The organism is Pantoea sp. SIMBA_079, from assembly GCF_046940275.1.
GTDB classification, from domain to species: Bacteria; Pseudomonadota; Gammaproteobacteria; order Enterobacterales; family Enterobacteriaceae; genus Pantoea; species Pantoea borealis.
Window position 1 is genome coordinate 1 of sequence record NZ_JAWRYR010000156.1, and the last position, 302, is coordinate 302.

General features: G+C 76.5%; 1 protein-coding gene. It reads left to right on the top strand.

The window, feature by feature from the left end; genetic code table 11:
- On the top strand, positions 1–212 hold a 212-nt coding region (locus tag SB719_RS19535; protein WP_412159651.1), incomplete at its 5' end, for a hypothetical protein.
- Positions 213–302 lie beyond the last annotated feature (90 nt).

The following is a 302-nucleotide window of genomic DNA, read 5'->3' on the forward strand; positions in this document are numbered from 1 at the left end:
GTCTGGTGGCCGTCCGCGTGCCGACACCGGGAACCCATGCGGCCTACGTGAAGGGGCTGGTCGACCTGGTGCTGGAGCGCCGCGACGGCGTACCCGTCGAGCAGCGCCCCGCGGTCACCGCGCTCGGGCCCTGGTACGACGTCTGCCGCCCGGGATGCTGCGAGAACGTCAGGCTGGGCTTCAAGCCGGCCGCGGCGGGACTGGCGCCGTGACCGGGTCCGTGACGAGGGTCGACGGCGCCGCCGAGCGCCGCGAGGGCGTGCTGCGCATCGGGACGCGCGGCAGCGCCCTGGCGGTCGCGC